General features: G+C 71.3%; 22 protein-coding genes and 1 pseudogene. 6 read left to right on the top strand and 17 right to left on the bottom strand.

Annotated elements, in window-relative coordinates; translation table 11 throughout:
• The 10 genes from J4573_RS01170 to J4573_RS01125 all read right to left on the bottom strand — a co-directional run bounded on the left by J4573_RS01170 (position 1) and on the right by J4573_RS01125 (position 11,181).
• Positions 1-1,878 carry a CASTOR/POLLUX-related putative ion channel gene (locus J4573_RS01170; protein ID WP_208253297.1) on the bottom strand — a complete coding sequence of 626 codons (1,878 nt, stop codon included), beginning with the start codon at positions 1,876-1,878 and terminating at the stop codon, positions 1-3.
• A 110-nt stretch (positions 1,879-1,988) separates the two neighbouring features.
• Positions 1,989-3,851 (bottom strand): hypothetical protein, encoded by a 1,863-nt coding sequence (locus J4573_RS01165; RefSeq protein WP_208253296.1) that lies wholly within the window; start codon positions 3,849-3,851, stop codon positions 1,989-1,991.
• 52 nt (positions 3,852-3,903) lie between these two features.
• Positions 3,904-4,485, bottom strand: coding sequence for a hypothetical protein (locus J4573_RS01160; protein ID WP_208253295.1), 582 nt, complete (start codon positions 4,483-4,485; stop codon positions 3,904-3,906).
• Entirely contained in the window at positions 4,482-5,819 is a 1,338-nt protein-coding gene (locus tag J4573_RS01155; RefSeq protein WP_208253294.1) for a hypothetical protein, read from the bottom strand. The genes J4573_RS01160 and J4573_RS01155 overlap by 4 nt, the downstream gene beginning before the upstream one ends.
• On the bottom strand, positions 5,816-6,562 hold the full coding sequence (locus J4573_RS01150; RefSeq protein WP_208253293.1) for an ABC transporter ATP-binding protein: 747 nt from the start codon (positions 6,560-6,562) through the stop codon (positions 5,816-5,818). The genes J4573_RS01155 and J4573_RS01150 overlap by 4 nt, the downstream gene beginning before the upstream one ends.
• Positions 6,559-7,248 carry a hypothetical protein gene (locus J4573_RS01145; protein ID WP_208253292.1) on the bottom strand — a complete coding sequence of 230 codons (690 nt, stop codon included), beginning with the start codon at positions 7,246-7,248 and terminating at the stop codon, positions 6,559-6,561. Before J4573_RS01145 ends, J4573_RS01150 begins: the two co-directional genes overlap by 4 nt.
• Positions 7,245-7,766: an RNA polymerase sigma factor gene (locus J4573_RS01140; RefSeq protein WP_208253291.1), complete on the bottom strand. Its 522-nt coding sequence runs from the start codon at positions 7,764-7,766 to the stop codon at positions 7,245-7,247. Before J4573_RS01140 ends, J4573_RS01145 begins: the two co-directional genes overlap by 4 nt.
• Positions 7,767-7,825: 59 nt before the next feature.
• Entirely contained in the window at positions 7,826-8,656 is an 831-nt protein-coding gene (locus tag J4573_RS01135; RefSeq protein WP_208253290.1) for an undecaprenyl-diphosphate phosphatase, read from the bottom strand.
• Positions 8,657-8,828: 172 nt separating this feature from the next.
• Complete coding sequence (locus J4573_RS01130; RefSeq protein ID WP_208253289.1) at positions 8,829-9,866, bottom strand: lysylphosphatidylglycerol synthase transmembrane domain-containing protein; 1,038 nt, start codon at positions 9,864-9,866, stop codon at positions 8,829-8,831.
• Positions 9,867-9,912: 46 nt separating this feature from the next.
• A complete protein-coding gene (locus J4573_RS01125) occupies positions 9,913-11,181 on the bottom strand; it encodes a glycosyltransferase family 4 protein (RefSeq protein ID WP_307796441.1) in 1,269 nt (422 codons plus the stop codon).
• Between the two features lie 184 nt (positions 11,182-11,365).
• Here J4573_RS01125 and J4573_RS01120 point away from each other — a divergent pair, with 184 nt between their 5' ends.
• Entirely contained in the window at positions 11,366-13,192 is a 1,827-nt protein-coding gene (locus tag J4573_RS01120; protein ID WP_208253288.1) for an NAD(P)/FAD-dependent oxidoreductase, read from the top strand.
• Positions 13,193-13,267: 75 nt separating this feature from the next.
• On the opposite strand, the gene J4573_RS01115 is transcribed toward J4573_RS01120, so the two are convergent.
• Positions 13,268-14,878 (bottom strand): MFS transporter, encoded by a 1,611-nt coding sequence (locus J4573_RS01115; RefSeq protein WP_208253287.1) that lies wholly within the window; start codon positions 14,876-14,878, stop codon positions 13,268-13,270.
• Between the two features lie 134 nt (positions 14,879-15,012).
• On the opposite strand from J4573_RS01115, the gene J4573_RS01110 reads away from it, so the two are divergent.
• Together J4573_RS01110 and J4573_RS01105 are read left to right on the top strand one after the other, a co-directional pair.
• Entirely contained in the window at positions 15,013-15,684 is a 672-nt protein-coding gene (locus J4573_RS01110; RefSeq protein ID WP_208253286.1) for a TetR/AcrR family transcriptional regulator, read from the top strand.
• Entirely contained in the window at positions 15,681-16,067 is a 387-nt protein-coding gene (locus tag J4573_RS01105; RefSeq protein WP_208253285.1) for a nuclear transport factor 2 family protein, read from the top strand. The genes J4573_RS01110 and J4573_RS01105 overlap by 4 nt, the downstream gene beginning before the upstream one ends.
• Before the next feature lie 12 nt (positions 16,068-16,079).
• On the opposite strand, the gene J4573_RS01100 is transcribed toward J4573_RS01105, so the two are convergent.
• Positions 16,080-17,639 (bottom strand): bis-aminopropyl spermidine synthase family protein, encoded by a 1,560-nt coding sequence (locus J4573_RS01100; protein ID WP_208253284.1) that lies wholly within the window; start codon positions 17,637-17,639, stop codon positions 16,080-16,082.
• Positions 17,640-17,693: 54 nt separating this feature from the next.
• Positions 17,694-18,452 (bottom strand): DUF3109 family protein, encoded by a 759-nt coding sequence (locus J4573_RS01095; protein ID WP_307796439.1) that lies wholly within the window; start codon positions 18,450-18,452, stop codon positions 17,694-17,696.
• A 135-nt stretch (positions 18,453-18,587) separates the two neighbouring features.
• Between J4573_RS01095 and J4573_RS01090 the strand changes: the two genes are divergently transcribed.
• Together J4573_RS01090 and J4573_RS01085 are read left to right on the top strand one after the other, a co-directional pair.
• Positions 18,588-19,418: a metalloregulator ArsR/SmtB family transcription factor gene (locus J4573_RS01090; protein ID WP_208253283.1), complete on the top strand. Its 831-nt coding sequence runs from the start codon at positions 18,588-18,590 to the stop codon at positions 19,416-19,418.
• Entirely contained in the window at positions 19,415-20,014 is a 600-nt protein-coding gene (locus tag J4573_RS01085) for a dihydrofolate reductase family protein (protein ID WP_208253282.1), read from the top strand. The genes J4573_RS01090 and J4573_RS01085 overlap by 4 nt, the downstream gene beginning before the upstream one ends.
• A 160-nt stretch (positions 20,015-20,174) precedes the next feature.
• Here the strand turns inward: J4573_RS01085 and J4573_RS01080 are convergent, their stop codons facing one another.
• The gene (locus tag J4573_RS01080) at positions 20,175-21,290 is read right to left on the bottom strand and encodes a pectin acetylesterase-family hydrolase (protein WP_208253281.1); all 1,116 of its coding nucleotides are present in this window, start codon (positions 21,288-21,290) and stop codon (positions 20,175-20,177) included.
• An 82-nt stretch (positions 21,291-21,372) separates the two neighbouring features.
• Between J4573_RS01080 and lexA the strand changes: the two genes are divergently transcribed.
• The gene (gene lexA / locus J4573_RS01075) at positions 21,373-22,032 is read left to right on the top strand and encodes a transcriptional repressor LexA (RefSeq protein WP_208253280.1); all 660 of its coding nucleotides are present in this window, start codon (positions 21,373-21,375) and stop codon (positions 22,030-22,032) included.
• Positions 22,033-22,102: 70 nt separating this feature from the next.
• On the opposite strand, the gene J4573_RS01070 is transcribed toward lexA, so the two are convergent.
• The 3 genes and pseudogenes from J4573_RS01070 to J4573_RS56895 form a co-directional block, all read right to left on the bottom strand.
• The gene (locus tag J4573_RS01070; RefSeq protein ID WP_208253279.1) at positions 22,103-22,564 is read right to left on the bottom strand and encodes a hypothetical protein; all 462 of its coding nucleotides are present in this window, start codon (positions 22,562-22,564) and stop codon (positions 22,103-22,105) included.
• The gene (locus tag J4573_RS01065; RefSeq protein WP_208253278.1) at positions 22,561-22,989 is read right to left on the bottom strand and encodes a hypothetical protein; all 429 of its coding nucleotides are present in this window, start codon (positions 22,987-22,989) and stop codon (positions 22,561-22,563) included. Before J4573_RS01065 ends, J4573_RS01070 begins: the two co-directional genes overlap by 4 nt.
• A gap of 934 nt (positions 22,990-23,923) precedes the next feature.
• Positions 23,924-24,196: pseudogene (locus tag J4573_RS56895) on the bottom strand (DivIVA domain-containing protein); the annotation flags it as partial.
• Between the last annotated feature and the right edge of the window lie 114 nt (positions 24,197-24,310).

The raw sequence follows: 24,310 nt of genomic DNA, 5'->3' as shown, positions 1-24,310 counted from the left end.
TCAGTCCTCGGCGAGGACGATGATCCGGTCACCCTCCCCGAACTCGACCTGCCGGGTCTTGTCGGGGTTCAGCACGACGCCGTAGTTCGGCGGCGCCGTCGAGTGGCGCGCGACGCGATGGCCGATCGCGATGTGGCCGTGCTCGCGCGCCGCCTCGACCACGGTGTGGAAGTCCATCGGGACCCCGAGGCGCACGTACTGGCCGGCGGGCTTCAGGTAGATCTCCGCGCCCTCCGGGCTGAACAGGTCGGAGAACACCTCGTACAGGTGCCGGTTCTCCGACAGCTGCACCATCAGCAGGCTGATCAGCTTGTCGCTGACGATGAAGTCGTCGGCCTGGGTGACCTGGGCGAGGCGGCGGTTGCGGTCGTCGCTCATCTCGCTGGCGATCTGGAACCGCTTGCCGGTCTCCTGCTGCATGTGCCGCAGGTGCAGCAGCGTGATCAGCGCCCGGCTGTCGGCGTACTGGGCGTCCTCCTCGTCGTAGCAGAGCACGATCACGTGGTCGTAGCCCGCCAGGTCGTAGGTGTCCAGTGCGGCGCGGGTGTCGGTGTCGCCGAGCTCGAACGAGACCGACAGGTGGTCCAGGCCGTACGCGAGCCGGTCGATCTCGATCTTGGCGTCGGGCACGTCGGCGACGATGTCCAGCGTCGAGTCGGGGTTCACGTAGGAGTCCAGCTGCCGGACGATGTTGCCCGCGCGGCGGTTCCAGCCGAGCATCAGGGTCCGCTCGGGCAGGGGCTCGCGCTTGGTCACCGGCGCGATCGCGTCCCGTACCAGGACGCCGCCCCACGGCGCGGTCCGGACCGTGTCGTCGTCCTGCGAGATCGCGATGATCCGGTCGTCGGCGCCGATCACGGTGTCCATCGGCGGCGCGACCTGGACGGCGCCGCCCGCGCGGTGCAGACCGATCACCGACGAGGTCGCGTACGCGTGCAGCGCCTCGGCGAAGGTCTTGCCCGTCACCGACGGCTCGGCCGACATGTAGATCTCGTCGCCCTCGAAGTCCAGCAGGTCCTGGAGGACGACCGACAGGCCCGACTGCCGGCAGGTCTGCACGATGATCCGCGCCGCGATGTCGTCGGCGTCCACGATCAGCGTCTCGTCGCCGCCCGCCAGTTGCGCGGCGGCGTGGTTGCGCCAGTCGGCGACCGTCGTGACGATGTGGTACCTGCCCTGCCGCCGGGTCGGGCTGTTGGTGATCGCCATCAGCGTCTTGGTGACCTGCGCGTCCGGGTTGTCGCCGCCCGGCGACAGCACGATGATCGAACGGGCGGTCTGCGGCGAGACCAGGTCGATGTCGGCCGGGTCGATCGGGTTGCCGGTACGGCACACCACCCGGGTCCGGCCGGTGTGCCCGACGACCTTGCGGATCTCCTCCTCCATCTCGACCCGGTCCCGGTCGGCCAGGATGGCCACGCAGCCTCGCCGGGTGCTCGCGTTCGCCTGGACCAGCTCGGAGATGATCGGGAAGATCTGCTCGGACCAGCCGAGCAGCACCGTGTGGTTCTTCTCGATGACGAGCGAGCGCCCCTTGCGCAGCTCGTCGATCTTCTTGTTCACGCCCGAGGTGAGCAGGCTGATCAGCGCGCTGGCGAAGAACAGCCCCGACAGCGCGAGCGCGATCACCAGGCCGCGGTAGATGAACGAGCCCTCGGTCGCGTCGCCGAGCTTGAACGTGCTGACCGTGCTCTTCCAGACCTCGCCCATGGCGTGCCCGACGGTGGTCCGCTGCGTGTCGAACACCGAGATCAGGGTGCTCAGTGCGACCACGAGCACCACCGACACCGCCGCCAGCCAGCCGATCAACGCCGGCGTACCGCGCGACATCGTGTTGTCGAACCAATAACGGAACCGCTGGCGACCTTGTCCGGCCATAGCGTCCTCCCAGGTAGATCGTTAGTTACGATCATCACGGGGTAAGATCAAGTATCCGGTCGGGCCAGCACCAAGACGGCAGAAAGAATGACGACAAGTAACGACTCGCGTCAGCGCCGGGTAATGACCCGCGCCACCCCGGCCGCGACCGTCGTCGCCAGGATCCACCCCGCGGCGACATAGACGTACGAGACCCACTGCAGAACGCCGTCGGGATTGAACGCGTGCTCCTGCCCGAGGTCCACGATCGGGATCAGCAGATCGAGCGTGTAGACCAGCGCGTTGAAGTGCGGCGCCTCGTCCTTCTTCAGCGCGTCGGGCGGCCAGATGCCGAACACCGCTCCGCCGACGGCGAGCAGTACCGCCAGCCACAGCACGGCCCGCCAGGGGCGGTAGCCGTAGCCGGTCGTGATGTCCTGCAGGCGACGACTCCACACGCGGATGAACCGCGTCTCCGCGGCCTGCCTATGCCGTTCCTTCGCGTACAGCACCTTGCGCGCGTCGGCGTCCTGCCCGGTCTCGGTGTAGTGCTGCGCGAGCTGCTCGTACGGCTGCGACTCGTAGCCCTCGGGGCTGCGCGTCAGCCAGCGCAGGCGCGCGCTCGCGGGCAGCCTCGGCTCCAGCGCCTCGTACCGCGTGCCGCTGAGAACCAGCTGCGTCGGCCACCGTTCGGGCAGGTCGCGCAGTACGCCGATCTGCGCGTGCGACAGCAGCACGGTCCCCTGGACGAGCTCGGCCGGCAGGAGCGAGACCTCGCCCGCCTGGAGACCGTGCGCCTCGATCGCGTACCGGCCCGGCGCCTTCAGGCGTACGTCCACCAGCTCCACATGGCCGCCGACCCGCGTGCGGTTGAGCTTGACCGTGCCGGTCGCGTTGAGCCCGTCGCAGTGAAGATCGGCGCCGACCTCCGTACGCGAGAGCCGCACTGCGGTGCCGCCGGGATTGTGGACCTGGGCGCCGCTCAGCACGATCCGGTTGGTGACGCGGCAGCTGCGCACCATGATCTCGCCGCGTGCGCGCACGTTGCGGAGCGCGAGATGCGCCATGGTCGCGTTGTCGATCGCCAGGACGGCTTCGGCGGCCGGGCCGTCGGGCAATTGCGGGCCTGCGGGCAGCGTCGAACGGGCGAGGTTGATGCTGCCCGCGACCTGCGTCCCGCGCATGCTGATGCGCCCCGCCTCGACGACCATGTCCCGCGCCCGGATGTGACCGGCCGCCGCCCCGTCGAGGTCGAGCACGGTTCCGCCCGGATTGGTCAGCCACGCGCGGTCCATGGTCAGGTTGGCTCCCAGTCGCGCACCGACCAGGCGGAGCTCGCCCTCACAGGTCATGTCCCAGCAGAAGACGCCGCCCCGCACGGTGAGCCCGCCGCCGCTCAGCGCGATGCCGTCGGGAACGCGCAGCCGGGCGCTCCTCAGGTCCAGGCTGCTGCCGAACGACGCGTTGTGGAGGCTGAACGTGCCGTCCACCGTCAGGCGTTCGGCGGACAGGCGCCCGCCGACCGACAGATTGTCCGCCTGGATCGGCCCGGCCCGTGTACCGATCATGTTGAGCGGTCCGCTGACCTGCGCGCCTTCCAGCCGGATCTCGTGGGCGCGGGTTCCGTCGAGGCTGAGCAGGCCGTCGACGCGCATGCGGGCGGCGCGCAGCACGGGGACCGTGCACTGCTCGATCCGCAGCGTGCGCAGGGTCGCGTCGGCGAGGTCGATGTCCTCCTCGAACTCGCAGTCGCCGCAGTCCAGACCCGTGCCGAGGGTCGCGCCGCCCAGGTCGAGGCGGCCGGTGATGCGCGCGCCGCGCAGCCGGATGCCAGGGGAGTGCCCTGGTTGCGGCGGAACGGCTCCGAGCAGGAGCGCGGCGAGGACGGTGGCCCGGATCGTCTGGTCCTGCTCCATGCTCAGATCGACGAGGTCACCGCATGGGTAAGCCTGCCAAACTGCCTGTTCCGCCTCGTTCAGGTCGCGCTCGTCCATGGCTCCCGTTCGCTCGTCCTGAAAGTGGGACGGCTGAGGCGGGGCAAGGGTTTCAGTCCGTCTGGCGGGGGCCGTGGAGGGCGGCGACGGCCAGGCCCGCGGCGAGGAGGAACGCGGCGATGGCCGTGGCGGCGGTGTCGTGGCCGGTACGGGTCGGCCAGACCCACAGGGACGTCCAGCCGAGGTCGAAGCCGCGCGCGCAGATGACCGCGTAGGCGAGCGGGATCGTCCAGCTGTGCCGGGCGCCGAGCAGCGCGGCGGTGAGCAGGGCGATCCCGGTCAGGCCGACGAACTGGCGGAGCAGGGACGCGTAGTCGGCGGGTGTCGCGGCGGCGAACGCGATCGCGGTCGCGGCGACCAGCAGGAGCACGGTGACGAGGCGGAGGCCGGGCAGGTGACGGCCGCCGGTGCGTTCGACCTCGCCGAACGGGTTCCAGGTCGTGACGCCGATGACGGCGGCGGCGCCCAGCGCGACGGTCAGCGGGACGGCGTGCGTCCACGGCCCGACCTTGTGCAGCCAGCGGGTCGTCGTCCAGAGAACGAGCGCGAAGGCGACGACCGCGACCAGCGCGGCGGGCGCGCGCCGCGAGGCCAGGTGGAGCCGGCACAGGCGGAACGGGGGAAGCGCCGTCACGGGAGGTCCTTGAGGGAGAGCCGTCCGGACTGGAGCGCGTCGAGGTGGGCGGCGAGCCATTGCCTGCGCTGGGCGGCGGGCAGCGCGGCGAAGCGGCGGGCGGCGCTGGTCACCTCCGGGGCCGCCTCGCCGCGGAACGGCAGTACGGCCGAGTCCATCGGGTCTCCGGCGGCGGCCAGGATCCCGAGCATGACCGCCTGCTGCGCGGCGCCGTCGCCGTTCCCGACGACGTTGAAGACCATGAACGCCCGCAACTCACGCGCGTCGTCGCCCACGATCTGGTTGCCGTGGTCGACCTGGTCCAGCGGCGGTGCCAGGTAAAGGACCGTGCTGCCGGTGGTGCTCTTGTCCGGGCGCAGGTCGATGCGGGACGGGACGCCGGGCAGGCCCGCGAGCTGGCCGGTCACGGGCCGCAGCGCGGTCGCGACGTCGCCGAGCGCCTTGCGGTACGCGGGATGCACGCAGACGGGGATGGCGGAGTGATCGCAGACCGGGGTGTAGGAGACCTCGCGCGGTGTGGCCGAGCGCTGGAGGTGCGGGATGAAGATCCGGCTCTCGTTCGAGTTGAGCGTGCTGGAACCCGCGAGCCAGAGTCCCGTCGCGGCGGCGACCGTGCCGGCGGCGGCGAGCGCGATGCCCGCGCGGTGCCGGAGGCCCAGCGCGCCCAAGGAGACCGCGGTGACGCCCAGGAGGAACGTCAGCTGGACGATCGCCTCGGCCGGTCCCGTGCGGAAGAACATGGCGTGATCGGGGTCGATGGGCGTCCCGACCGGTGTGACGAGCCCGAACGGGGTGCTGACCGACTTCAGGATCGCCCCGATCACCAGCACCAGGAACGAGCAGATCGCGGTCAGCGGCGCGACGAACCGGCCAGGGAAGAGCGTGCCCAGCGCATGACCCGCAGCCGAGAACGCGACGATCGTCGCCGCGCCCACGCCCACGTTCCACCAGGACGGGCCGCCCCACGTGGCGTCCCGCGCGGTCAGGACGAGGAGCACGGCGGCGGCCACGGCGTAGAACAGCAGCCCCCAGGCCGTCGTGGCGGCCCAGCCGTACAGTGCCCGCCGCCACCCGCTGACCGGGGTGGTCGCCATCAGGTCGAGCGTCTGCCTGCGGCCGTCACGCGAGCCCGTCCAGGCCGCGACGCCCGCCATGAACGGCGCGATGCCCGCCATCGACTCCAGCAGCGCGCTGCTGCGACGCACCCAGAGTGCCGGGTCTCCCAGCGAGCGCCCGTACGGCGAGAACCACAGCAGCAGAGCCAGGACCGGGAGCAGCAGCGGCGTGATGTTGCGGCGCGCCTCCAGCCGCAGCACCGAGCCCGCGCCGCTCATGACCGGCTCTCCGCCAGGACGGCGCTGTAACCGCGTTCCAGGGGCGCGTCCCCGACGCCGCCGCCCGCCTCGCCGCGCGCGCTCAGCTCCTCGGGCGTTCCGGTGAAGACCACACGGCCGTCCAGCATCAGCCCGACCTCGCCGCACGCCGCCCCGACATCCTCCACCAGGTGCGTGCTGACGATGACGGTGGCGCGCTCGCCGAGGCGGCGCATGAGCGTACGGAACTGGACGCGCTGCTCGGGATCCAGCCCGGCGGTCGGCTCGTCGAGCAGCAGCAGGTCCGGCTCGTTCACAACGGCCTGCGCGATGCCGACGCGGCGCAGCATGCCGCCCGAGAGGCTGCGCAGCTTCGATCGGGCGCGGTCGCCGAGCCCGACCTCCTCGACCGCGGCGGCGACTGCGCGCGGCACGGTCCGCGGCGGCATGTCCTTGAGCAACGCGATGTACTCGATGAACTCGTACACCGTGAAGCCTGGGTAGTAGCCGAGGTTCTGCGGCAGGTAGCCCAGGCGGCGCCGGATCTCGCGCCGCTGCCCGTGCTCGCCCGGGTCCAGGTCGAGCAGCCGCAGGCTCCCCGAGGACGGCGGCAGCACGGTCGCTAGCACCCGCAGCAGCGAGGTCTTGCCCGCGCCGTTCGGCCCGAGCAGCCCGAACACCCCCGGCCCGAGCTCCAGGTCGACCCCGTCGACCGCGTGCTTGCGCCCGAACGACCGGCCGAGGCCACTGATCTCGACGTTCACTGCCAACCTCGTTTCGGTGATGGGGGCGTGGCGGTGCTGATCATCACGACGGCGCCGCAGGCCAGGGCGACGAGCAGGTAGGGCAGGATCAGCACGGGGCGCGCGACGGCGGCGTCGAAGCGGCCGGTCGCGGCGCGCGCCGACAGGACGGTGATGCACCAGCCGCCGAGACCCGCCGCGACTCCGGCGGCGGGCGAACGGGCGACGGTCGCGACGGCCAGCGCGAGCGCCGACACGGTCGCCATCGGGATCAGCCAGCCGAACGTGATCGAGGCGGCGTGCGCGGAGGCGGCCGAGGCGATGAGACCGAGCAGCGCGTTCGTGCCGAAGACCGCCGGGAAGCGCACCATCAGCACCATGCGGTCGCTCACCGGCATGCTCTGCGTCAGCTCGTAGGCGGGATCGACGCCCGGCCCGTAGGCGTAGGCGATGCCCGCCGCGGCGAGGGCGGGTGCCAGGAGGGGCACCAGCGGCGTGCCGGTCGCCAGTTCGGCGAGCGCGGCGCTGGCCAGCACGCCGATCGAGGCGATCAGCCACGGCAGCAGCAGCGACGGCGTGGTGAGCAGGGCGCGCGCGAGCCCGGGGGAACGCAGCAGCGCGGCCAGCGCACGTTCGGTCCGTCCCGGCGGGCGGTGCCAGACCTCCGCGGCGACGCCGATCCAGACACGGTCGAGGTCGGGTTTCACTGCTGGCCTCCCAGCGCCGCGCGCAGCAGTCTCCGGGTACGCGACGCGCGGCTCTTCACGGTGCCCTCGGGGATGCCCATCGCTGCGGCGACCTCGGCGACGCTGCGGTCCTCCTCGTACATCAGCCGCCATAGCAGCCGGTCGGGCTCGTTGAGCGCTTCGACCGCCGCGTCGAGCTCGATCCGGGTGAGCGCGCCGTCCTGCTCGTTGGCCTGCGGCGGCGGTGGCGCCGGTGGCAGGTCGAGCGCGCGGTTGCGGCGCGCCCACAGGGCGGCCTGCCGGCGGGCGATGCCCCAGAGCCAACCGCCCGCCGCGCCCTCGGAACGGCCTTGGGGCCGGTAGGAGGCGGCGCCGCGCCACACGCCCAGGAAGGTCTCCTGGAGGACGTCCTCGACGGCGTCGACGGCGAGCATGCGGCCGAGGCGCGCGGCCAGCCACGGCGCGTGCCGCGAGAACAGCTCCCGCAGCGCCACGTCGTCGCCGGCCGCCACGGCCGCGATCAGCTCATCGTCGTTCATCACCCTGTCTATTGCGGCACAGGGCGGTTCGGTTCACCAGAGGCGGAACCGGGGCGGGCTCAGGCGCTGATCTTGCCGCTGACGAGGAGGCCGAACAGGACGACCGCGACCACGATGCGGTAGCCGATGAACAGGTTGAACGTGTGCTTGGCGACGTAGCGCAGCAGCCAGGCGATGGAGGCGTAGGCGACGACGAACGAGACGACCGTGCCCACGATGAGCGGCGCGACGTCGGCGTCGGTGGCGTCCTTCAGCTCGTACAGCCCGGCGCCGGTGAGGGCGGGGATGGACAGGAAGAACGACAGGCGGGTGGCGGCCACCCGGTCCAGGCCGAGGAACAGGCCGGTCGACAGCGTCGCGCCGGAACGCGAGAAGCCAGGGAACAGCAGCGCGAGGATCTGCGAGCTGCCGACGAGCATGGAGTCCTTGAAGGTGATGTCGGCCTCGCCGCGCCTGAACGTCGCATACCGCTCGGCCAGCCACATCACGATGCTGCCGCCGATCAGCGAGGCGGCGACCACCCAGAGCGAGGCCAGCGGACCGTCGATCAGCGGCTTGGCGGCCAGGCCGACGACCACGATCGGGACCGTCGCGGCGATCACCCACCAGGCGAACTTGGAGTCGTGCGACTGGCGGGCCTCGGCGCTGGTGAGGCCGCGGCCCCAGGCGGCGACGAACCGGACGATGTCGCGGAAGAAGTACAGGAGCACGGCGGCGATCGCACCGACCTGGATGACCGCGGTGAACCCGACGACCGACTTGTCGTCGACGGGGATGTCCATCAGGCCTTCGGCGATCTTGAGGTGCCCGGTCGAGGAGACCGGCAGGAACTCGGTGAGTCCCTCGACGACCCCCAGGATCACGGCCTGGCCGATGCTGATCGTGCTCAACTGCTGTCATCCCCCGAGGGCTCGGTGCGCGCGTGGAAGGTGTGCGCGGAAGCGTGCGTGGAAGGGCGTGCTGGAAAGGGCGGGCCGGAACCGCGCCGGGACACAGCGTGCCAGACCGGTACGCGCGGCGTGGCCGAACGGGTGCGGAACGGGCGATGAGGGTGAGAGAAGGTCAGAGGACGCGGCGGCGTACGAGCACGGCGAGCACGCACGCACCGGGCACGAGCGGCAGCCAGACCGTGATCATGCGGTAGCCGATCACCGCGCCGACGGCGGCGGCCGAGGAGACCCCGACGCCGGTGAGGCCCGCGATCAGCGCGACGTCCAGGCCGCCGACCGCGCCGGGGGACGGCGCGATCGCGGCGATCGCCGACACCGACACGTAGATGAGCAGGACCGTGCCCATCGGAACGGGCGTGTCGACGCTCTGCAGCACCGCGTACAGCGCGACCGCGTGCAGCAGCGGCGTGACCATCGACCCGAGCCACAGCATGGCGGCGCGGCCGGGGTCGCTGAGCACCGCGTTCAGCTCCCGCAGCTCGCTGCGCAGCCGGGCGCGCGTGCGACCCAGCCGGGCGGCGGCGCGGCGCCGCAGGTCGCGCCGCCCCAGCACCACGGCGAACGCGGGCAGCACGACCGCGCCCGCCCCGATCGCGAGCCCGAGCGCGACGCCGCGGCCGACGCCGCCGGTGAACGCGTGGCCGAGCCGCGACGCCCTGGCGCCGAGGTCGGTCAGCGCGGACGGCGCCAGCATCGCCGCGCAGACGAGCAGCAGCAGGTGCGTCACCACGCCCGCCATCGAGTTGATCCCGATGGCCCGTACGGACGCCGCGCGGCTCAGCCCCTCGCGCCGCATGAACCGCATGTTGACCGCCATGCCGCCCGCGCCGGCGGGAAGCAGGTGGTTGGCGAAGTTGGCGGCGACCTGGACCGCGAACAGCTTGCGCAGCGGCGGGGTCACCGGCATCGCGCCGAGCTGCTTGACCGTTCCGGCGGCCCACATCGTCACGGTGGCCGCGCACGCGAGGGCGAGCCACTCCCAGTCGGCGGTGGCGAGGCTGTCCCCGCCCTCATCCACCGTGCCGCGATGGACGACGCCGAGCACGACCACCGCCGCGACGATCCCGAAGGCCAGCATGGCCTGCGAGAGCGAACCGCCGGCGGACAGCGGTCTGGCTCTGTTCTCCTGCTCGGGCACACGCTCGGGCATCAAGGGCTCTCCTCCGCGGCTCGGCACTGTCAGGGAGTCGGCGCTGTCAGGGAGTACGGCGCCCGGCCGTCGCCAGTTCGTCGAAGAGGGCGTCCCATCGGGCGCCGATCCCGGTGAGGTCGTAGCGGGCGGCGGCGGTGAGCACGGCCTGGGCGCCGAGGCGCCGCCGCAGGTCGTCGTCCTCGATGAGCCGGCCGATGGCGCCCGCGAGCGCGGCGGCGTTCTCCGGCTCGACCAGGAGCCCGTCGGCGCCGTCGGTGATGATCTCGCGCGGGCCCGTCGGGCAGTCGAACGCCGCCACGGCCAGGCCCTTGCTCATGCCCTCGATGAGGATCATCGGCAGGCCCTCATAGCGGGAGCTGAGCGCGAGGATCGAGGCCTTGGACATCTCCGTGCCGATGTCGCCCGCCGCGCCCATGAGCGACACGGTGGTCGCCAGGCCGAGCTCCCGGATCTGCGTCTCCAGCCGCGTCTGGAGGCGGCCGGTGCCGTAGATGCGCAGCGTCCAGTCGGGGTGGGCGGCCGCGACCTCCTGCCAGGCGGCCAGCAGCAGGTCGAACCCCTTCTGCTTCACCAGCCGCCCCGCAGCCATGACCGTCTTGGCCCGCTGGTCGGCCGGTCCGCCCTTCAAGGCGGGGAGCGCGTTCGGGATGAAGTCGAGGTGCGGCGCGTGCGGGGCGTGAATCTGCTTGGGGAGGGCGCAGCGGTAGCCCTCCATGTCGGAGGGGGTGAGCGTCACGACCGCGTCCAGCCTCCCGTACCAGCGCAGGATCTGCGCGCGCAGGGCGCCGCGGTGAGTGCCGAGGTTCATGTGCTCCTGGCCGATCGTGACGACGCCCGCAGGCGCGCACATCGCGGCGGCCAGGTTCAGGCTCGGCCGGGTCGTGATCAGCACGCCGCCCTGAAGCGAACGCAGGTAGCGGACCAGTAGCACATCGGTCCACAGCGAGCAGCGCTTGTAGGACGGCTCGTTCTGCGGAACGAGCAGGCTCGGGACCCGCGACAGGTGGCGGCGGGCGGCTCCGCGCAGGCCGCGCGGCGGTTCCATGCGGTCGTCGAGGAAGGTGACGCCGACGCCGTCCGGGATCGTGAAGAAGCTGCTCTGGCGCTCGCGCACCACGCTGACCAGCTCGACGTCGCGCTGCGCGGCGAGGTGGCGGGCGTAGGTGAGGACGGTCCGTACCGTGCCGCCGGTGCCGTAGGCGTGATGCAGCAGGATCACGGTCCGCTGGGACGGCGGCCGCACCGGTTTCCTTCGGCGGTCGGCGAGACGCAGGCAGGCCGTCAGCAGCATCCGGACGAGCTCTTGCAGCACCCGGAAACCGCGCCTTCGGAGCCGCCGTGCGTACCGCTGCAGGCGTCGCTGGACAGTCACATCCCCGTGCTTACGACACCTTTTGTAGTAGGGGCGTAAAGCCCGCTCTTGCCGTTGGCCAAGGTCTGGCATGTCATCGGAAGGACACCCCTCGTCTCGGAGACTCGCAGAAGGGAAGACGGACATGACCGACACCGCACCATCGGCAGCTCAGGTCTCATCAGTCCCAGAAGCGCGGGGGCGGGCGGAGAGCTGGCTGGCGGACTTCGAGGCCGCGCTGGCCGCCCGGGACGTCGAACGCGCCGCCGGGATGTTCGCGCCGGTCAGCTACTGGCGGGACCTGGTGGCCTTCACCTGGAACATCAAGACGGTCGAGGGCCGCGAAGGGGTCGCCGACCTGCTCGCCTCCTGCCTTGAGACGACCGCCCCCACGGCGTTCCGCGTCACCGAGGAGCCCGTGGAGGGGGAGGGCATCGTCGAGGCGTGGTTCTCGTTCGAGACGGCGACAGGGCGGGGGCGCGGGCTGCTGCGGCTGACCAGCGAGGGCGCGTGGACGTTCCTCACCACCCTGGACGAGCTCAAGGGCTTCGAGGAGCCCGCCCGCGACCGGCGGCCCAGGGGCGTTCAGCACGGCGCGCACAAGGACCGCCTGACGTGGAAGGAGCAGCGCGAGCTTGAGGCGTCGCGGATGGGCGTCGACGAGCAGCCGTACGTGGTGGTCATCGGCGCGGGCCAGGGCGGCATCGGGCTCGGCGCGCGGCTCCGGCGGCTCGGCGTTCCGGCGCTGCTCGTCGAACGCGGCGAACGGCCCGGCGACTCGTGGCGCAAGCGCTACAAGAGCCTGTGCCTGCACGACCCGGTCTGGTACGACCATCTGCCCTACCTGCCGTTCCCCGACAACTGGCCGGTGTTCTCGCCCAAGGACAAGATCGCCGACTGGCTGGAGTCGTACGTCGCGGCGATGGAGATCCCGTGCTGGACGCGGTCGGAGGTCACCGCCATCGAGTGGGACGCGGGCGCGGAACGGTGGAACGTCACGGTCGACCGCTCCGGCGAGCAGGTCATCCTCACGCCGCGGCACGTCGTCTTCGCCACCGGCATGTCGAGCAAGCCCAACCTCCCGGAGTTCCCGGGCATGGACGTGTTCGAGGGCGAGCAGCACCACTCGTCCGAGCACCCCGGGCCGGAGGCCTACGCGGGCAAGAAGGTCGTCGTGATCGGCTCCAACAACTCCTCGCACGACATCTGCGCGGCGATGTGGGAGCACGACATCGACGTCACGATGGTGCAGCGCTCGTCCACGCACATCGTGCGCTCCGACTCGCTGATGGAGCTCGGGCTCGGCCCGCTCTACTCCGAGGAGGCCGTACGGGCGGGCATGACCACCGACAAGGCCGACATGACGTTCGCCTCGCTGCCGTACCGCATCCTGCACGAGTTCCAGATCCCGGTGTACCAGGCCATTAAGGAGCGCGACGCCGACTTCTACGCCCGCCTGGAGAAGGCCGGGTTCGAGCATGACTGGGGCGACGACGAGTCGGGCCTGTTCATGAAGTACCTGCGGCGCGGCTCCGGCTACTACATCGACGTCGGCGCGGCCGACCTGGTCGCCAGCGGTGACATCAAGCTGGCGCACGGCCAGGTCGACCACCTCACCCGGAACTCGGTCGTCCTCGAGGACGGCACCGAGCTGGAGGCCGACCTGGTCGTCTACGCGACCGGCTACGGCTCGATGAACGGCTGGGTCGCCGACCTCGCGGGCCAGGAGATGGCCGACAGGGTCGGCAAGGTGTGGGGCCTCGGCTCCGACACGACCAAGGACCCCGGCCCGTGGGAGGGCGAGGAGCGCAACATGTGGAAGCCCACCCGGCAGGAGGGGCTGTGGTTCCACGGCGGCAACCTGCACCAGTCCCGCCACTACTCCCTCTACCTGGGCTTGCAGCTCAAGGCCCGGTACGAGGGGATCCCGACGCCTGTCTACGCGCTGCAGGAGGTGCATCACACTTCCTAGGGACCGCGGCGAGGTGGCGTACCCCGGGGTCGGGTACGCCACCTCTTCCAGTCACGTACTCAGGCGGGCGCCGACTCAGGCGGGCGCCGACTCGGTGTCCGGAGCCGCCACCGTCTCCGGAGCCGCCACCGTCTCCGGAGCCGCCACCGTCTCCGGAGCCGACACAGCCTCCGGAGCGGTCTCGGGCTCGGGCTCGGGGGTGGTCACGTTCCGGTAGGTGATCAGGGCCAGGACCGCGATGCCGATGAAGACCGCGACGCCGGTCCAGGCGACCGTGTTCAGGCCGGTGGTGAACGACTCCTTGGCCGCGTTCACCAGGTCGGCGCCGCCGGGGATGCGGGCGGACACCGCCATCGCGCCGGTGAGGCTCTCCTTGGCCTGGTCGGCGGCGCCGCCCGTGACGCCGTGCGAGCGCAGGTCGGGCAGGGTGGCGCGGTAGACGGCGGCGCCGAGCGCGCCGAGGACGGCCACGCCGAGCGCGATGCCGAACTCGCCGCCGGTCTCGTTCAGCGCCGCCGCCGAGCCCGCCTTCTCCTCCGGCACCGAGGTCATGATCAGGCTGTTGCCGAGCGACATCGGGAGGGCGATGCCGATCGCGCAGACCGAGAGCCCGCCCGCCAGGAGCCCGACGCTCGACGAGGCGTTCAGCTGGGTCAGGATCAGGCAGCCGCCGGCCGCCACGACCAGCCCGGCCGCCATGAGGTGCGAGGTGCGGAAGCGGCGGGCGAACGCCGGGCCGGACATCAGACCGGCGATCATCGCGATGTTCTGGGGCACCAGCCACAGCCCGGCGTGCAGCGGCGACAGCCCCTTCACCGTCTGCAGGTAGATGCTGGTCAGCAGCGACAGGCCCGCCATGACGATGCCGGTCATCAGCATCATCGCCAGCATGCCGGAGAACGTCCTGCTCGCGAACAGCCGCAGGTCCAGCAGCGGCGCGCTGAGCTCGCGCTGCCGTTGGACGAAGGCGAACCCGACCACGATCCCGGCCGCGATGAGCACCACGGGCAGCACGTGGAAGCCGTCCCGGGCCAGCGTCTTGATCCCGTAGATGACCGGCAGGATGGCGGCGAGCGACATCGCGACGCTGACCAGGTCGAGCGGGCCGGCCTGCGGGGCGCGGTACTCGGGCAGCAGCGCCGGGCCGAGGGCGATCAGCAGGACCATGAACGGGACGCCGAGCAGGAACGCCGAGCCCCACCAGAAGTGCTCCAGCAGCACGCCGCCGACCAGCGGCCCGACCGCCATGCCGCCGAGGAAGCAGCTGAACCACATGCCGATCGCCGAGCCCATCTGGCGCGGGTCCTTGAACATCGTGCGGATGAGCGCCATCGACGACGGCATGAGGGTCGCCCCGGCCACGCCCAGCACCGCGCGCATCGCGATGAGCATCTCCGGGCTCGTCGAGTAGGCGGCGGCCACCGAGGCGACGCCGAACGCGCCGGCGCCGATCAGCAGCAGCCGGCGCCGCCCGATCCGGTCGCCGAGGTTGCCCATGGTGACCAGGAACCCGGCGAGCATGAACGAGTAGATGTCCATGATCCAGAGCTGCTGGGTGGAATCCGCGCCCAGGTCGCGGCTGAGCTGCGGGAGCGCGAGATAGAGCACGCTGACGTCCAGGGACATCAGCAGCGTCGTGAGCGACAGGACCGCGAGCCCGGTCCATTCGCGGCGTCCGGCCTTCATGGGTCCGCCTCCATCCGTACGAGAAGATCAAGTGTCCAATGGACACTGAGTGTCCGATGGACACTTGGTGTAAGCTAGACACACTGGACCGGGGTTGACAAGACCCAAGTTGGCGAGACCAGGAGAGAGGGCGAATGAAGGAGCTCTGGGACCTGCGCGACGAGAAGAAGCCCCGCGTGGCGCTCTCTCGTTCGGCGATCGTCCGCGCGGCCATCGAGGTGGCCGACGCCGAGGGCCTGGAGGCGATCTCCATGCAGCGGATCGCCGGCGAGCTCGGCTTCACCAAGATGTCGCTCTACCGGCACGTCGCCAACAAGGACGAGCTGATCGGCCTCATGGTCGACAACGCGGTCGGCGATCCGCCCGACGTGAGCGCGATCCCCGGCGACTGGCGCGCCCGCCTCGAAGAGGTCGTCCGCCGCCTCACCACGATCTGGCAGGAGCACCCGTGGCTGCCGACCGCGACCCTCGGCGCCGCCCGGAGCATGGGACCGCGCGAGGTGGGCTGGACCGAGAGCACCGTCGCCACGCTCGCGGGCACCGGCCTGACCGGTGACGAACGGCTCGCCGCCGCGTTCCTGGTGTTCGGCCACGTGCGCAACACCCAGTCGCTCGCCACGACCGGCACCCAGCCGTGGTCGGGCGACGGCGAGCTGGCCGGGCTCATCCGCGCGAACGCCGACACGTTCCCCGAGCTGAGCGCCGCCCTGACCGACGACGCCCCGGCCCTGGAGGACAACGCCAGGCGGTTCGGCCTGGAGCGCATCTACGACGGGCTGGCCGCCCTCATCGCCGAGCGCTCATGAACGCCCAGACCCTCGCGACCAGCTACCTGACCGCGCTGGAAGCCGCCGACCTGGACGCGCTGCTGACCCTCTTCCACCCGGATGCGGTCGTGCATTCGCCGCTCTACGGGCCGACACCAGCCGGTGACTTCTATCCGCGGCTGCTCGCCGACACCGGCCGGTCCAGCCTGCATTTGCGCGGCGTGACCGAGGGCCCGAACCTGGTCGCGATCTGGTTCCGCTTCGACTGGACGCTGCCCTCGGGCGCGCCCGCCGACTTCGAGTGCGTGGACGTCCTCGAACTCGGCGACGACGACCGCATCCGCACGCTGCGGATCTTCTACGACACCGTCACCGCCCGCCCCGCGTTCGAAGAGGAGACGGGCACCTCCTGGCGCGGTTAGCGCAGCTCTGCTTCAGCTGTCGCCGAGGGACGCGTTCACCGCGGCCGGCAGCTGGGTGAGGCGGTGCGCCGGGAGCTCAAGCGGCGTGCACCCCTCGGCCCAGGGGGCGTGATTCAGGATGATGTCGCGGGCCTGCCGCTTGGTGAGGTCGCCGTTCGCGCGGATCAGCGCCTCGCGCCAGGTGTTGACGACCTTGCCGTGCGCCTTGTCGAGGATCTGGCGCACGATGCCCGCCGCCTGCTCTTGGGGGAACGGCTTACGGACGGCGTCGATGGTCGTGCCGGACGAACTGATGTCGTAGACGGGGGAGAGCGGCCGCAGGCTGCTGCCGGTCAGCGGCGCGGCGGTGATGACGCGGACGTGCTCCGCGCGGGCGGCCAGCAGCAGTCGAGGCAGCGCGGCCTCCATGCCCGCGGGCACCAGCACGGCCACTCGCGACTGCGCGGCGGCGTACGGCTTGGCCAGCCAGGTCGACGGCCGGACGCGGGGAAGCTTCGGCAGCAGAGCCTTGGGCCAGTCGCCCACGAGCAGGCCGGGCTCGAAACCGGCGAGCGCGGTCTCGGCGACCTCGGTGTCCGCGCGCGCCTCGACGGACTGGGCCCCGTGCGTGTAGATCGTCGTGCCGATGCGTTCCACCTGCGCGGCGACGGCGGGGCGCGTCTTGGAGGTCGGGCGCAGGACGTACAGGTCGGCGGCCGAACCGATCGCCTCCGCGCCGAAGTAGCGGTTGAAATCCGGGTAGATCGCCTCGTAGACCAGGTTGAGGTCCTGAAGCTGCCGCTGAACCTTGAGGGCGAGCATCGGAGTCCGGTCGCTCGCCCCGTACGCCAGCAGCACGCGCCCGCGATCGGGGTCGCGCAGGCCCTCCACCCCGCGCCCGACGAAGAGCCCGACGCCCTCCGGGGTGTACGGCGGATCGGTGATGACCAGGTCCGCCTCGCCGTGCACCGAGCCCGGCAGGCCGAGGCGCAGGTCGGCCCAGCGGGTCCGCACGTCGAGCCCGAGGCGTTCGGCCTGCTCGTCGATGTAGGCCAGGATGCGCTCGTCGATGTCCACGACGGTGACCGGCGTCTCCGGGTGGATCATCGCGATCGCCAGCGACGTCAGGTCGTGGTCGCCGACGCACAGCACCCGTGCGCCGGCCAGGTGGAAGCGCGCGCCGAGCAGCAGCGCCCGCCGCAGCACCGTCTCCGGTGTCGCGGCGACATGGTCGAGCGCCTGCCGGGCACGAGGCCCGCCCGCGACCAGATCCTCCAGCCGATCCAGGATCTCGGCGTGCTCGGCGAGCAGGTGCGCGACGGGATCGGCGGGCGGCGCGAGCGGCCGCGCCTGGTCCAACGCCTTGCGGTACGAGGCGGCCTGATCACCGCTGAGCCGGAACCGGTCCCCGGCCCGTTCCGGCGCGATCTCCCGCAGCAGCGCCTCGACCGTCCGGCGCGGCGTCGCCGTCTCGCGGATCAGGTCGGGCTGCGTCCACCAGGCGCCCTCGGCCAGCAGCGCCAGCACCGTGTGGACCTGCATCGGGTCGGCGCCGCTCGCCTCGGCCAGCGCCGTCAGCACGTCGAGATCCATCCCCCGAACGTATCGTGCCCGCTCAGGCGCTCAGGCGCTCAGGCGCTCAGGCGCTCAGGCGGGATCGGCCGGATGCGGGGCGAGCAGCGGCAGAGAGGCGGCCAGCCGCTGCTCGCACAGCTCGGCCAGTGCCTCGTACGCCTCCTGGCCCATCAGCTCGGTGAGCTCCGGCTTGTAGGAGACGTAGACGGGCTCGCCCGCGCCGTGCGCCGACTTCGCGCCCGTGCACCACCAGTTCAGGTCGGCGCCGCCCGAGCCCCAGGCGCGCCGGTCGTACTCGCTGATCGTCACGACCAGCACCTGGGTGTCGTCGGGGCGGTCGACGGTCTCGTAGGTGCGCCGGATCGGCACCTGCCAGCACACGTCCGGCTTGTACTCCAGCGGCTCGCGGCCGTCCCGCAGCGCCAGCACGTGCAGCGCGCAGCCCTCGCCGCCGCTGAAGCCGGGCCGGTTGTGGAAGATGCACGCGCCGCCGACGATCCGCGTGCGCCGCGAGCCGTCGCCGGTGGTCGCGACGTGGCCGTCGCGCGTTCCGGTCCTGTGGTGCTGCCAGATGTCGGGCGTCAGCCGCGCGACCTGCGCGGCGACCCGTTCCTCGTCCTCCTCGTCGCAGAAGTGCGCGCCCAGTGAGCAGCAGCCCTCGCTCTCCTTGCCCGGCACGATGCCGTGGCAGCCGCGCCCGAACACGCAGTTCCAGCGGGAGGTCAGCCAGGTCAGGTCGCACCGGAAGATCTGCTCGTCGTCGGCCGGATCGGGGAACTCCACCCAGGCCCGCGCGAAGTCCAGTTCCACCTCGTCGTCTGTCACGGTCACGTTGATCCCCCGATCGTCTCCCGGCACACGTGCGTCCGGTCTACCTACCCGCATTTGATCAAGTAGTGCCGGTCGAGCGTGGGATCTCAAACTATTCCTTGACACGAATATTCTTTGTAACGAATAATTGCTGGCATGGACGCACTTCTGGTCGCGCTGAGCGACCCGGCCCGCTGGCGGCTGGTGAACCTGCTGGCCGAACGGCCACGGCCGGTCGGCGTCCTCGCCCGGCTCGCGGGAGCGCGCCAGCCGCAGACGACCAAGCACCTGCAGACTTTGGAGCGCGCCGGCGTCGTCACCTCCGAGCGGATCGGCCAGCGCCGCGTCTACGCGCTCCGGCCCGAGCCGCTGCGCGACCTGGCGGCCGAACTCGCCCGCCTCGCCGACGCCGCCGAACGCCTCGGCGGCTCACGCGAGACCTACGAACGCCACGGTCTCAGTGTCCAGGCGGAGCGGCTCGCGGCGGACCGGACGGGCTGGGCCGACGGCCGCACGTTCAACTTCCGCAGGCCGCTGGCCGGGGGCGTCGAGCTGATCTGGCGCCACCTGACCGAGCCCGCGCTGCTCGCCCGCTGGTGGACGCCCGACGAGCTGCGCGTCTCCGAGCTCGTCTTCGACGCGCGGCCGGGCGGGCGGGTCGTCCTGGAGTACCGCGACGTCGAGGACTTCGACGGCTCCGACCAGGTCGCCGGGCGCGCCGAGGGGGTCGTCGTCGACGTCCGCCCCGGCGAACGGCTCGCCTACCGTTCCTCCCCGCTGCTGCCCGGCGGCGGCGTCGCGTTCACCTCCCACGTCGACATGACCCTGCACCCCACCCGCACCGGCACCGACCTCGACGTCCAGCTGCGGATCACCGACAGCACGGTCGGCTCCGCCGACCTCATCGCGGGCATCGAGATCGGCTTCGGCCAGACCCTGGACAAGCTCGCGGCCGTGATCGCCGCCGGCATGAGGAGCTCGACATGACCACCACGACCGGCCGTGCGGTCACCGCCAACCTGACCCTCAGCCTCGACGGGCACTACAACGGCCCCGGCGGGCCCGGTGACTTCGGCGCGTTCATCCCGTACGTGACCGGCGACGTCGCGCGCGACCAGATGAGCCGCATGTGGGAGCACGCGACGACGGCCGTGCTCGGCCGCGTCAACGCCGAGGGCTTCCTCGGCTTCTGGCCGTCCGTCGCCGCCGACGAGAGCGCCGACCCGCGCGACCGCGGCTACGCCACGTGGCTCGTCGACAGCGAGAAGGTGATCTTCTCGACCACCCTGACCGAGGCGCCGTGGGAACGCGCCCGGCTGGTGAACGGCCCGGTCGCCAACGTCGTCGCCGACCTCAAGGCCGGCGGTGAGGGTGACATCCTCGTCAACAGCAGCGCCAGCATCATCAAGCCGCTGCTGGCCGCCGACCTGCTCGACCGCCTCTACCTCATGATCGTTCCCGAGATCACCGGCGGCGGGCAGCGCCTGTTCGACGACGGCCTGCCCGCGACGAAGTGGACGCTCGCCTACCAGGAGACCGGCGTGCTGGGCGAGATGGCCGTGGTCTACGACCGCGCCCGCTAGCCGTCCGCCCGCTCGCCGCTCGTTCAGGCGATGGCGGGGGTGAGCGTCGTGAGCGCTCCTACCGGTGTGCGGTCCAGGCGCCACAGGAGGGCGCACGTCGCCACCAGAACGGTCACCGCGACGATCGCCCTCACCCTCCTCGCCGTGGAAGCGCTCCACCTCACCGAACGTCGCCGGGCGCCGTTCCGGAGATCAGCTGCCTGAGCCAGTCGACGAGCTTCACGCCCCCGACGTCGAGGTCATAGAACGTCTGGAACTCGAACAGGCCGTGCCGCTTGCCGGGCGCCGTGTAGCCGTGCACGTTCACCCCGGCCGCCTCGATCGCCGCCTCGTTCTCCTTGATGACCGCGAGAGAGTCCTTCCGCATCCATCGGGTCACTTCCCGAGACGCGGCCGGGTCGAAGGCATAGTCGAAGCGGGCCAGCACGATATTGGGCGCATGCCGTCCGGCCTGGATCGACAACCGCGGAATTCCCCAGTCGCGAACCGCCATCCCGCCGACCGCCCACCGAGGCATCGCGGCGTAAGCGCCCCACGCCTTGCCGAGCACCTTGGCGTTGAAATCCGGGTTGTCGGGCCAGGCACCGGACTGGGCGCCGAAAACCGTGACCTTGGCATGCGGAAGCCTCTCGGCGACCAGCCCTCCGTAGATCGGCGCTGAGATGGACCCGGCGGTCTTGCCGATGACGACGACCTGGACGGCATGCGGATACTGCCGAACGAGATGATCCAGCGCCGCCGTCCCGTTCACATAGCCGCGATGCTGGACGGTCAACGTCGGCGACAGCTTCTGCGCTGCGTTCCCCAGGAACGCGTCGCCGGTACAACCGCTCGCATAGAGGATCGAGTAGCCGCTGAACGGGTTGTCGGGCCGTCCCAGATCGAAGAAGCCGGTCTGCGATCCCGGATCCTCGCCCGCCCTGCCGTCCCAGTTGTAGAGGTCGTTCTCACCCTCGCTGTCGGTGCTGACGAACTTGCACATGGCCGCGTCCCAGCACACTCCGCCGCCGTCCAGGAACAGCACCACTTTCGTGGGATCGGCCTGCCGTTCCCAGAAGGAGAACGCGCTGCCGTTGGCGCATTTGCAGTCGCCCCCGGGCACGACCTGCTTCCACTTGTGCGTGGCGACGGTGACGTTCACCGAGGGCGACGCCACCGCACCGGCTCCGCCGCCTCTGAACGCAAGAGTTCCTCCGATCACCAGCAACACCGCGATGACCAGGGCGGCGAGTCCCCAGCCCCACAACACCCGCTTTCCAACCCGTGTCTCGTCCATAGGGAGAAGTTGCAGAACGCGGGATAACGCCCGCGTTTCCTGGCAGCCGCGGTCATCGCACGGGCGCCCTAGACTTACGCGGGTGACCACGTACGATGATCTTGAAGCGTTCGAAGGCCTGGACACCTCAACCCTGCCGCCGCGCCAGCAGCGGATCCTGGTCACGATCCGGGACTGGGTGAACAGGTACGGCTACCCGCCGAGCACCCGCCAGATCGGCGACGCCGTGGGCCTGCGCTCCTCGTCCTCGGTCTCACGGCACCTGGCGAGCCTGGAGGACAAGGGCTTCCTGCGCCGCTCGCCCGCGGTGTCCCGGCCGATCGACGTGCGGATGTTCCTGCAGGAGACGCCGGCGCAGAACACCGACGAGTCGGTGGCCCTGCCCGTGGTCGGTCACATCGCCGCGGGCGTGCCCATCGCGGCCGAAGAGCACGTGGACGACGTTCTGTCGCTGCCCCGCGGCCTTACCGGCCGAGGCACCGTCTTCGGCCTCCGCGTGCGCGGCGACTCGATGGTGAACGCCGCGATCTGCGACGGCGACATCGTCGTGATCCGCCAGCAGCCCGAGGCGCACTCGGGCCAGATCGTCGCCGCGATGATCGACGAGGAGGCGACCGTCAAGGTCTACCAGCGCCGCAACGGCCACGTTCACCTCGAACCCCGCAACCCCGCCTACGACGTCATCGACGGCGACGAGGCCGTCATCCTCGGCGTGGTCGTCTCGGTTCTGCGCAGCCTCTGACCCCGGGTCACATCGGCACTGACCTCGGTCCCATCGGCGCTGACCTCGGTCCCATCGGCACTGACCCCGGTCACATCGGCACGGCGACCATGACGAGGCCGACGACGTTCATCGCCATGCCGACGAGCGACACCACCGAGTAGCCGAACCACTTCCGCGAGACGTACACGGCGGCGTCCTGGCTCGCGACCCAGGCGATCAGGCCGATGGACAGCACCGCGACGATGGTCAGGAAGCCCAGCGGGAACATCGGGTCGGCGCCCTGCGTGAGCGAGAACACCGCCCCGACGATGGGCAGCAGCGCCGCCGAGGCCACCTGGACGAAGTCGGCGGCGTACTCGACGTAGTCCTCGATCGCCGGCACCGCGAGGTAGTAGGGCGTGTCCTCGGGATGCCGAGGCGGCCGGCTGCGCACCCGGCTCTCTGCGATCTGGCCGACGAGGACGCGCTTGGCCTGCTGAGCGATGTAGGGCGAGGCGAGGTAGAGCAGGATCGCGGCGGCGAACGGCATGATCAGGCCGAACGTCTTCACAGACCGGTCCCGGCGGTGGTGTCGACCTGGAGGTGCAGGGAGGCGTTGCACACGCCGGAGTGGCCCAGCGGCGAGCAGACCACCTCGACCTTGATCGACTCGTCCGGCGCCGCCGTCACGCTGGACAGGCCCGTCTCGCGGACGCGTTCACCGGCCCGGCCGCTCGACCGCCGCACCGCCACCTCCATCGTCTCCGCCCAGCGGGTGTCGCCGGAGGCGTACTTGAGGCCGGCCGTCTCGCAGGTCGCCTCCATCTCGATCGTGAACCGGAAGAGCGTGCGGTTGCGCACGACGAGCCGGTGGCGGGCCTCCCGCGTCGCGTCCACCGTGCAGGCTCCGGCGTCGGACTCGATGACCGACTCGACCGTCAGCCCGCCGGGCAGGGCGGTCGCGCGGTCATAGCACTTGCGGTCACGACTGCCCATCTGTGGTCCCTTCGTTCGCCGGAGCCTCGACCGCCAGGAGCCGGTCCAGCCGGTCGAGCAGCCGGTAGCCGCCGAGGTCGAGGATGGCTTCGAGCACCTGCGGCGTGCCCGACTGGACGATCAGCGCCGCGGCGAGCGGGAGGCTCAGCCGGTCGGCCGCGATGCCCAGGTAGCCGGTCGGCGGCCCGTTCTCCTGGGCGAAACGCTGGTAGGCGATGCTCTGGCCGTCGAAGTCGATGCGGAAGAACTCGCACGTCTCGTCGAACGCGCCGCCCTGGGAGCCGATCAGCGAGGAGATCAGCGCGGGGCTGATGTCGCCGGTCTCGCCCGACACGCAGATGCTCGCCTCGCCGGTGTCGTCGATCCCGGTGAGCTCGAGCGCGAGCAGACCGGCGGTGCTCGGCGGCAGCGCCGTGGTCCAGTTGAGGACCTGGCCGCCCTCGCCGTCGTCGAACAGCAGCCGTTCGGTCTCGTTGAACCTGATCACCCGCACGGCCCCGTCGGCGTACGTCTCGGTCGACTCCTCCGGTGTCCGCCGTACGCGCCTCGTGCCGGAGAGGCGGGACATCGCCGCCGGAGCGTACGGCTCGGCGGTGGGGTGGGCCGGAATCGGTTCAACGGGCGAGTACGCGCCGCGCGGCGACGGGAGCGTCTGCGGATAGCGCACCGGCGTGCGCTGATCGCCGATCCAGGGAAAGCCCGGCGCTGGGGTCGAACGCGGGAACACCGTCGGCGCGGTCGGCCGCGAGTAGGTCGAAGGCGGTGGACTGTAGGCCCGCGTGGGAGAGCCGCCGATGCCGGTCGGCCCGCCGCCCGCCTGCGGTGCGATCGAGGTGCCGGATGCCGGGTCGCGCCCGAACCAGCCGCCGGGCGGATCCGCGGGCTGTGGCGGATCGAAGGCCGACCCCGCCCAGATGTCGTCATCGAACGCGCCAGGCGGCTGGGCGGCCTCGGGCTTACGGTGCCCCGCCGGCTCGTCCGTGGCGGGAGGCGGCGGCAGCTCGACGGACGGAGCCGCCATCGCGGGCGTCGGGCCCCGCACGCTCTCCCCGAGCCTGGAGCGCAGCTCCTCGTTCTCCCGCATCAACCGAGCGATCTCGGCCTCGACCTCGTCGAGGAAGGCGTCGACCTCGTCCTCGTCGTATCCCGGCCGGATCCGGGTCGTGCTGAACTGCTTGTTCCGAACGTCCGCTGGCGTGAGCGGCATGGCGGCTCCACGAGCTTCGGGTGTTCCCCCTTTATGGCGCATCCTCGTGGTTCGACGCAGTGAAAGCACAGAGCGTTGCCGCCCGGACCACGTCCGCGCCCTGTCCGGCTGTGG

Source organism: Actinomadura barringtoniae (assembly GCF_017573505.1).
GTDB lineage: Bacteria > Actinomycetota > Actinomycetes > Streptosporangiales > Streptosporangiaceae > Spirillospora > Spirillospora barringtoniae.
Note: the sequence above shows the minus strand (reverse complement) of the source record. Positions and strands in the feature narration are given on the sequence as shown.

Excerpts from the sequence above, each read along its gene's own strand:
- J4573_RS01140 (WP_208253291.1), bottom strand. The coding sequence starts at position 7,766 with ATGAACGACGATGAGCTGATCGCGGCCGTGGCGGCCGGCGACGACGTG.
- J4573_RS01090 (WP_208253283.1), top strand. The coding sequence starts at position 18,588 with ATGGACGCACTTCTGGTCGCGCTGAGCGACCCGGCCCGCTGGCGGCTG.
- J4573_RS01100 (WP_208253284.1), bottom strand. The coding sequence starts at position 17,639 with ATGGATCTCGACGTGCTGACGGCGCTGGCCGAGGCGAGCGGCGCCGAC.
- J4573_RS01105 (WP_208253285.1), top strand. The coding sequence starts at position 15,681 with ATGAACGCCCAGACCCTCGCGACCAGCTACCTGACCGCGCTGGAAGCC.
- J4573_RS01165 (WP_208253296.1), bottom strand. The coding sequence starts at position 3,851 with ATGGACGAGCGCGACCTGAACGAGGCGGAACAGGCAGTTTGGCAGGCT.
- J4573_RS01155 (WP_208253294.1), bottom strand. The coding sequence starts at position 5,819 with ATGAGCGGCGCGGGCTCGGTGCTGCGGCTGGAGGCGCGCCGCAACATC.
- J4573_RS01170 (WP_208253297.1), bottom strand. The coding sequence starts at position 1,878 with ATGGCCGGACAAGGTCGCCAGCGGTTCCGTTATTGGTTCGACAACACG.
- J4573_RS01120 (WP_208253288.1), top strand. The coding sequence starts at position 11,366 with ATGACCGACACCGCACCATCGGCAGCTCAGGTCTCATCAGTCCCAGAA.
- J4573_RS01110 (WP_208253286.1), top strand. The coding sequence starts at position 15,013 with ATGAAGGAGCTCTGGGACCTGCGCGACGAGAAGAAGCCCCGCGTGGCG.
- J4573_RS01065 (WP_208253278.1), bottom strand. The coding sequence starts at position 22,989 with ATGGGCAGTCGTGACCGCAAGTGCTATGACCGCGCGACCGCCCTGCCC.
- J4573_RS01130 (WP_208253289.1), bottom strand. The coding sequence starts at position 9,866 with ATGCCCGAGCGTGTGCCCGAGCAGGAGAACAGAGCCAGACCGCTGTCC.
- J4573_RS01080 (WP_208253281.1), bottom strand. The coding sequence starts at position 21,290 with ATGGACGAGACACGGGTTGGAAAGCGGGTGTTGTGGGGCTGGGGACTC.
- J4573_RS01115 (WP_208253287.1), bottom strand. The coding sequence starts at position 14,878 with ATGAAGGCCGGACGCCGCGAATGGACCGGGCTCGCGGTCCTGTCGCTC.
- J4573_RS01085 (WP_208253282.1), top strand. The coding sequence starts at position 19,415 with ATGACCACCACGACCGGCCGTGCGGTCACCGCCAACCTGACCCTCAGC.